Raw genomic sequence first — 7,226 nt, 5'->3', positions numbered from 1 at the left:
ATGGCCACAAGTTCGCCACCCGACGAGAAGCCATGGATGCGGTCGTCGACTGGCTGGGCTTTTACAATCACAAGCGGCTGCATTCCACGTTGAGCTATCTCAGCCCGATGCAGTACGAGCAACGCTGGCATGCGGCACAGCACAAGAAGGCCGCGTAATCGATGAGTTAAGAACTCCGGGAAACAAGGGCAACCTCAAAGCGCACCTGAGGCAATGATCCTGACCAGCAACCAGAGCTTTGGAGCCTGAGGAGAAGTCTTCGGCGACCAGGTCATCGCCACCGCCATCCTCGTTCAGCTTTGCGAACTTAGGGGTTACCCTTTTGCGGGGCCGGGAATTTCCGCACCGAAACCGAGATCATCCCTACGCCAGGTGGTGGCCTCGATCGACGCCGACGCTCAGCGGCGGTCCATCAGCGCGTGAGCGATGGTGCCCAGGTCCACGTATTCCAGCTCGCTGCCCACGGGCACGCCGCGGGCCAGGCGCGTCACGCGCACACCGCTCTGCCGCAGTTGCTCCGACAGCACGTGGGCCGTCACCTCGCCCTCGGCCGTGAAGTTGGTGGCCAGCACCACCTCGTCGACCACACCGTCGCTGGCGCGGTCCAGCAGGCGTGTCACGCCGATGTCGTGCATGCCCACGCCGTCCAGCGGGCTCAGGGCCCCGGCCAGCACGAAGTACAGGCCACGGTAGCTGCCACTGCGCTCCAGCGCGGCCTGGTCCGCCGGCGTCTCGACTACGCACAGCAAGCGCGCGTCGCGGGTCGGGTCCAGACAGGTGGCACAGATGCGATCGCGGCTGAAGGTGTGGCAGCGCTCGCAATGGCCGATCTCATCGACCGCCTGCAGCAGTGACTGCGCCAGACGCACTGCGCCATTGCGGTCATGTTGCAGCAGATGGAAGGCCATGCGCTGCGCCGACTTCTGCCCCACGCCCGGCAAGGCCCGCAAGGCCTCGATCAAGCGGTTGACGACTGGATCGGTCACGACAAGGCCTTCTGCGCGATCAGAACGGGAACTTCATGCCGGGCGGCATCGGCATGCCGGCCGTCAGCTTGCCCATCTTCTCGGCGGAGGTAGCCTCGGCCTTGCGCACCGCGTCGTTGAAGGCTGCGGCCACCAGGTCTTCTAGCATGTCCTTGTCATCGGCCAGCAGACTGGGGTCGATGGTGACGCGCTTGACATCGTTCTTGCAGGTCATGATGACCTTGACCAGGCCAGCACCGGACTGGCCTTCCACCTCAACCAGGGCCAGTTCGTCCTGGGCCTTCTTGAGGTTGTCCTGCATTTGCTGGGCTTGCTTCATCAAGCCGGCCAGTTGTCCTTTGAGCATGGGGTGTGTCCTTTCGTTCAGATGCCGTGATTGTCCGCCATGGCGGCACGGGTGAGGTCAAAGTGGGGCGATCGATCCGCCCACGATCCGGGCGCCGGGGTATTGCGACAACAGCGCGTTGACCAGCGGATCCTGCTGGATCAGTGTTTCAGCGGCAGCCTGGCGCCCTGCGCGCGCGGCCTGTTCGCGCAACGCGGGTGTGTCCTTGGCCACGCCGGCCTCCAATTCGATGCTGGCCTCATCGCCCAGCACCTTGCGCACGGCGACCATCAGGCGTTCCCGTTGCGTGTCGCTGCGCAGCGTTTCGCGCTCGACGCGCAGCTTCCAGATGGAGGTGCCGCCTTCGTCCTGCACGCCCACGCACTCAGCCTGCATGGCCAGTTCGCGCACCAGGGCGGCCAGCAGGCCTTCCTGCTGCATGCGGGCCACCAGATCCGCCCAGCGATCACCCAGGGGCGTCGTGGGCACGACCGGGACAACGGTGCGTTCCGGCACGGGCAAGGCGGCTGGCAGGGGCGCGCTGGGTTCAGAGGCTGACCGCTGGGGCGCGGCCACCCGGGTCGGACGCTCATCGGGCAGGTCGAAAGGCACATCCTGCACATAGAACGGCTCGTCATCGACGACCGGGATGTCCTGATCCCAGGGCGGGGCCTCGTCTGCCGCAGAGGGGCGCGCAGAGGCCGGCGGTTCACGCCGGGGTTCGGCAGGCGGCACAGGCCGCGCAACCGGCGGTGGCGCGGCGGGCGTCGGGGCTTGCTGCGCCACTGGGCGGGCCTGTGGCATTGCCGGGCGGGGCTGCGCAGCCACTGGAGGCTGGGCCTGTGGTGCCGGTACGGGTACGGGTGCGTGCGAAGGCGCTGAAGGTGCACTGAGATCGGCCACCGCTGCGCCGACCAAAGGCCTGGGCGCGGCCGCCGCGAGCGGTGCCGCAGCCTGCTCGGAGGGCCCGGCCGGCTTGACAGCCACCGGGCCTTCAGCTTTTGGGTGGTCGCGGCTCCCGTCCTGGGCCGGCTTGAAAGCCAGCCAGCGCAGCAGGATCATCTGCAGGCCGGCGTGCTCGTCTGGCGCCAGGGCCAGTTCCGCACGGCCATGCAGCGCCAGGCTGTAGAACAGTTGGCATTCGTCCAGAGCGAGGCGGCGCGACAGCACCAGCCAGGGAGCCTTGTCCGGATCGCTCTCAGCCAGCCCAGGCACGCTTTGCAACACGGCGATGTTCTGCAGGGCCGAGGCCAGGTCATCCAGCGTGCCCTGGGCCGACAGCCCCAGGCGGCGCAGGTTGTCACCCGCTTCGATCAAGGCCGGGCCATCGCCATTGACCACGGCTTCGAGGATGGCCAGCACATGCTGACGATCCACCGAGCCCAACATCTGGCGCACCACGGCTTCGTCCAGTTGCCCGCCGCCATAGGCGATGGCCTGGTCGGTGAGAGACAAGCCATCGCGCATCGAGCCCCGGGCCGCACGCGCCAGCAGGCGTAAGGCGCCAGGCTCGAAGGGCACGTGCTCTTGCGACAACACCTGCTCAAGGTGCTCGTGCACCGTCTGCATGGCCATCGGGCGCAGGTTGAACTGCAGGCAGCGCGACAGCACCGTCACCGGCACCTTCTGCGGATCGGTGGTGGCCAGCACGAACTTCAGGTAATCCGGCGGCTCCTCCAGCGTCTTGAGCATCGCGTTGAACGCGGTGTTCGAGAGCATATGCACTTCATCGATCATGTAGACCTTGAAGCGCCCCACCACCGGCTTATAGACCGCCTGGTCCAGCAGTTGGGAGATCTCTTCGACGCCACGGTTCGACGCAGCATCCATCTCGACGTAATCAACGAAGCGGCCAGCATCAATGTCCCGACAGGGCTGGCACTGACCGCAAGGCGTGGCCGTGATGCCGCCCTGACCATCAGGCCCCGTGCAGTTGAGCGACTTGGCCAGGATGCGCGACACCGTGGTCTTGCCGACACCGCGGGTGCCAGTGAACAGGTAGGCGTGGTGCAGCCGCTGCTGCGTGAGCGCGTTGGCCAGCGCCTGGACCACATGGCCCTGGCCCACCATGGCCTCGAAACTGAGAGGGCGGTACTTGCGCGCCAGAACCGTCGATGTCATGGCCGCGATTGTAGAGGCGCCCGGAGCACGCTCGCGCTGGCGGATGCAGCCCCCCCATTCATGGGGCGCAATTTGGAGGGCTGGCGGGTTTAGGCCACAGATCTGGACCAAAATCCAAGCCTTTGATACGCCTGGATACATTCGCCGTGTGATTCGACCACAATGCCCCCTGAATCCGGCCTATCAATCCCCTGCGTCCGGATCTACAATTCGCGGCATCCAGACGCACGTTAAACGTCGCTCGGGTTTACCCCTGAGCGTGTTGGGCAGATGCTGACCGTGTCGAGAATCATATTCTTGTTCAGGTCCGAAATTTATTCGACGCATCGTCCCTGAATTTTTGCCCCTCTTAGCTTTTTAAGGGTCAGCAGTCATGTCGTTCGAAAATTTGGGATTGGCTCAGCCGATTCTGAAAGCAATTTCGGAAGCCGGCTATGAAACGCCTACGCCGATCCAGTTGCAAGCCATTCCCGCGGTGCTCAGCGGCACCGATCTCCTTGCTGGCGCACAAACCGGCACGGGCAAAACTGCGGGGTTTACCCTGCCTTTGCTCCATTTGATGTCGGGCGCGGGTAAACCACGCCCCCAGGAGCCCCGCCGCGTCCGCGCGCTGATTCTCACGCCAACGCGTGAACTCGCTGCCCAGGTCGAGGAAAGTGTCCGCACTTATTCTAAATACCTGCCGCTGCGCTCCATGGTCATTTTCGGCGGTGTGGGCATGAATCCCCAGATCGACGCACTGCGCCGCGGCGTGGATATTCTGGTGGCCACCCCTGGCCGTCTGCTCGACCACCACCAGCAAGGCACGGTGGACCTGAGCCATGTCGAGTACTTCGTGCTGGACGAAGCCGACCGCATGCTGGACATGGGCTTCATCCACGACATCCGCCGCGTGCTGGCCGTCCTGCCCGCCAAGAAGCAGAGCCTGCTGTTCTCGGCCACTTTCTCCGATGAGATCAAGGCCCTGGCCGAGCGCCTGCTCAACCAGCCCAAGAGCATCGAGGTGGCCCGCCGCAACGCCACGGCCGACACGGTCGAGCAGGTGGTGCACCCGGTCGACCGCGATCGCAAGAAAGAACTGCTGGCTCACCTGATCACCAGCAACAACTGGTTCCAGGTTCTGGTGTTCACGCGCATGAAGCACGGCGCCAACCGCCTGGTCGAGTTCCTTCAGAAGCACGACATCACCGCCATGGCCATCCATGGCAACAAGAGCCAGAGCGCGCGCACCCGGGCCCTGTCTGAGTTCAAGAGCGGTGATCTGCAGGTGCTGGTGGCCACCGACATCGCCGCCCGCGGCATCGACATCGACCAACTGCCCCACGTCGTCAACTTCGAGTTGCCCAACGTGCCCGAAGACTACGTGCACCGCATCGGCCGCACCGGCCGCGCGGGCTCGGAAGGCCGTGCCATCTCGCTGGTGTGCATCGATGAAGAAGGCTTCTTGGCCGACATCGAGCGCCTGATCAAGCGCCCCATCCCACGTGAGATGGTGAAGGGTTACGAGCCTGATCCGAACGCCAAGCCGGAACCGATCCAACTGGGCCGCCGCGTGTTGCATGGCGGTGCCCGCCAAGGCGGTGACCGTGGCGGTGCCTCGGGTGGCCAAGGCCAACCCCGCCAAGGCGGCCGCCCGGGTGGCCGCGCACCTCAAGGCAGTGGTGGTGCACGGCGTGGTCAGGGCGGCGGCGGTGACCGCAGCCGCTTCCGTTGAGCCTCTCAACTCAGCACGCTCCAGCAACAAAAAACCCGGCGCAGGCCGGGTTTTTTGTTCACTGCTCACGGGGCATGCACCCCGTGTGGCGCTGAATCACTTCGAGGCAGCAGCCGAGGCGGCAGAAGCAGCCTTCTTGGCCTTCTTGGCGGCCTTCTTGGCCTTCTTGGCGTGGGCAGAAGCGGCCTCCGAAGCAACCGGGGCAGCGGCAGGGGCTTCAGCAGCGAAAGCACCAACGGCGAACATGGAAGCGATCAGGGCAGCGGTCAGCTTTTTCATGGACTAGGCTCCAGAAAGGGTTGAAGTGAGATTTGACTTCTAAAGTCAGGCCTGAAACCCAGGCCTGTGCGTGTTCAACGCAGGCCTCAAGAGCACGGTTGACAGCCATTCACACCCAGCAAACAACCTGACTGGAAGCTGAAGACGCCAGCAGATTCAGTCAAAGCGCCCTTGGCGCAGCCACTTGGTGGCCACCCATTTCTCGCCCTGGAGCACCGGGGCGCCGCCATGCAGCGTCTTGGTGGCCGCCACGGGCTGGCTGTAGCTGAAGAACACCGCATGCCCTTCGATCGGGTGCACCGTGACACCAGCATCCGGGAACACCGTGGCCCCGCCCTGCTCCGGCGTGTTCAGGTACATCACGACGGTACCGACACGCTGGCCGCCCCGCCGCAGCACGGCGGCCGTACCCGGCTGCACCGGATCGAAATAATCGAAGTGCGGTTTGTACTCGGCCCCCGGTGCGTAGCGCAGCACCTGCAGGCCTTCGCCATTTTCAAGCGGCCAGTTCAGCAACGCGGCCAGGCGGGCCTCGATGCGGCCCACCAGCTCGTTCTCGCCCCGGTTGAAGAACATGCCTTCACTGGTGCGCGCGGCGTTGACTTCGCTGCCACCGGTGGCGTGCACCACCGTTTCCGAGCGGGCCAGGCGGCCGGCCGCCAGCGCTCGCAGGCTTTCGCACTCCTCGGCGGACAGCAGGTCGGCAAACACCACGATGTTGGGATGCTCCATGCTGAGCACCACCCGCACCATGCGGTCCCCCGCCCAGACCTGATGGCTGGCGCCTTCCGCCAGCGCAGGAACCGCCACGGCACTGCTCGCGGCCTTGCCCTGTGGGTCTGGCACCTGGCGATGCCCGTTCAACACCTCTTCCATCGCGGCCATGGCGATGTCTTCCTGCCAGCCGCTGGCCTTCATGGCCTGCAGCACCTCGTCCGCGCCATGGCCCGCGCGAGCCTGGTCCACGATCCATTGGCGCAGTTCGTCGGTGATGACCTGGGCCGTTTCGGTCATGCGGCCTCCAGTGTGCGCCGGAACACCAGCCGATCTGCCTCGGAGGCTTCGGGCACGTGAGCGTAGCCTTCTGACTTGAAGCTGGTCAGCGCCTTGAGCGTGGTGGCGCGCTTGAGGATGGCATGGCGGGCCATCAGGCCACGGGCCCGCTTGGCGTGGAAGCTGATGACCTTCCACTGGCCGTTCTTCCAGTCTTCGAACACGCACTCGACCACACGGGCCTTGAGCGCCTTACGCTTGACGGCCTTGAAATACTCCTGCGAGGCCAGGTTGACGATGAGGTCGTCCATCTGCTCGGCCAGCACCTTGTTGAGGTGCTCGGCCAGCGTGTCGCCCCACCAGGCGTACAGATCCTTGCCGCGCGGGTTGGCCAGCTTGGTGCCCATCTCCAGGCGATAAGGCTGCATCCAGTCGAGTGGGCGCAGGATGCCGTACAGGCCGCTGAGGATGGCGACGTGGTCCTGCGCCCAATCCAGGTCGGCGGGTTTGAGCGAGGCGGCCTGCAGGCCCTCGTAGACATCGCCATTGAAAGCCAGCGCGGCCTGCTTGCTGTTGGCCTTGGAGAACTTGCGCGACCAGGCGCCGTAGCGGGCCACGTTAAGCTGCGACAGCGCCTCGCTGAGGTCCATCAAGGACGCGATCTGTGCAGGCGTGTAGGGCTTGAGCACCTCGATCAGGGCGGCCGATTCATCCACGAACTGCGGCAGGGTGTGTCGGTCCGTGACCGGGGCGGTCTCGTAGTCCAGGCTCTTGGCGGGGGAAAGCAGAATCAGCATGTCAGGGCGCC

General features: G+C 65.1%; 8 protein-coding genes. 2 read left to right on the top strand and 6 right to left on the bottom strand.

Annotation, left to right across the window (positions count from 1 at the left end; genetic code table 11):
* Positions 1 to 158 (top strand): IS3 family transposase (locus WAQ08_RS07770; protein ID WP_422190637.1); only part of this gene is annotated, 158 nt, incomplete at its 5' end.
* Between the two features lie 240 nt (positions 159 to 398).
* On the opposite strand, the gene recR is transcribed toward WAQ08_RS07770, so the two are convergent.
* From recR to dnaX, 3 genes are read right to left on the bottom strand one after another with little or no spacing between them, the layout of a single operon-like run.
* The gene (gene recR, locus WAQ08_RS07765; protein WP_422190633.1) at positions 399 to 986 is read right to left on the bottom strand and encodes a recombination mediator RecR; all 588 of its coding nucleotides are present in this window, start codon (positions 984 to 986) and stop codon (positions 399 to 401) included.
* Between the two features lie 19 nt (positions 987 to 1,005).
* The gene (locus tag WAQ08_RS07760) at positions 1,006 to 1,332 is read right to left on the bottom strand and encodes a YbaB/EbfC family nucleoid-associated protein (protein ID WP_422190631.1); all 327 of its coding nucleotides are present in this window, start codon (positions 1,330 to 1,332) and stop codon (positions 1,006 to 1,008) included.
* Positions 1,333 to 1,389: 57 nt separating this feature from the next.
* On the bottom strand, positions 1,390 to 3,432 hold the full coding sequence (gene dnaX / locus WAQ08_RS07755) for a DNA polymerase III subunit gamma/tau (RefSeq protein ID WP_422190629.1): 2,043 nt from the start codon (positions 3,430 to 3,432) through the stop codon (positions 1,390 to 1,392).
* Positions 3,433 to 3,805: 373 nt separating this feature from the next.
* Between dnaX and WAQ08_RS07750 the strand changes: the two genes are divergently transcribed.
* Entirely contained in the window at positions 3,806 to 5,146 is a 1,341-nt protein-coding gene (locus WAQ08_RS07750) for a DEAD/DEAH box helicase (RefSeq protein ID WP_422190627.1), read from the top strand.
* Between the two features lie 96 nt (positions 5,147 to 5,242).
* On the opposite strand, the gene WAQ08_RS07745 is transcribed toward WAQ08_RS07750, so the two are convergent.
* The 3 genes from WAQ08_RS07745 to yaaA form a co-directional block, all read right to left on the bottom strand.
* Positions 5,243 to 5,425 carry a hypothetical protein gene (locus WAQ08_RS07745; protein WP_422190625.1) on the bottom strand — a complete coding sequence of 61 codons (183 nt, stop codon included), beginning with the start codon at positions 5,423 to 5,425 and terminating at the stop codon, positions 5,243 to 5,245.
* A gap of 156 nt (positions 5,426 to 5,581) precedes the next feature.
* Positions 5,582 to 6,439: a 2OG-Fe(II) oxygenase gene (locus WAQ08_RS07740; RefSeq protein ID WP_422190623.1), complete on the bottom strand. Its 858-nt coding sequence runs from the start codon at positions 6,437 to 6,439 to the stop codon at positions 5,582 to 5,584.
* Positions 6,436 to 7,215 (bottom strand): peroxide stress protein YaaA, encoded by a 780-nt coding sequence (yaaA, locus tag WAQ08_RS07735; protein ID WP_422190621.1) that lies wholly within the window; start codon positions 7,213 to 7,215, stop codon positions 6,436 to 6,438. The genes WAQ08_RS07740 and yaaA overlap by 4 nt, the downstream gene beginning before the upstream one ends.
* Positions 7,216 to 7,226: the final 11 nt, after the last annotated feature.

This window comes from Aquabacterium sp., assembly GCF_049274795.1.
Lineage (GTDB): Bacteria > Pseudomonadota > Gammaproteobacteria > Burkholderiales > Burkholderiaceae_C > Aquabacterium.
This window is presented reverse-complemented; position numbering and strand designations above follow the sequence as displayed.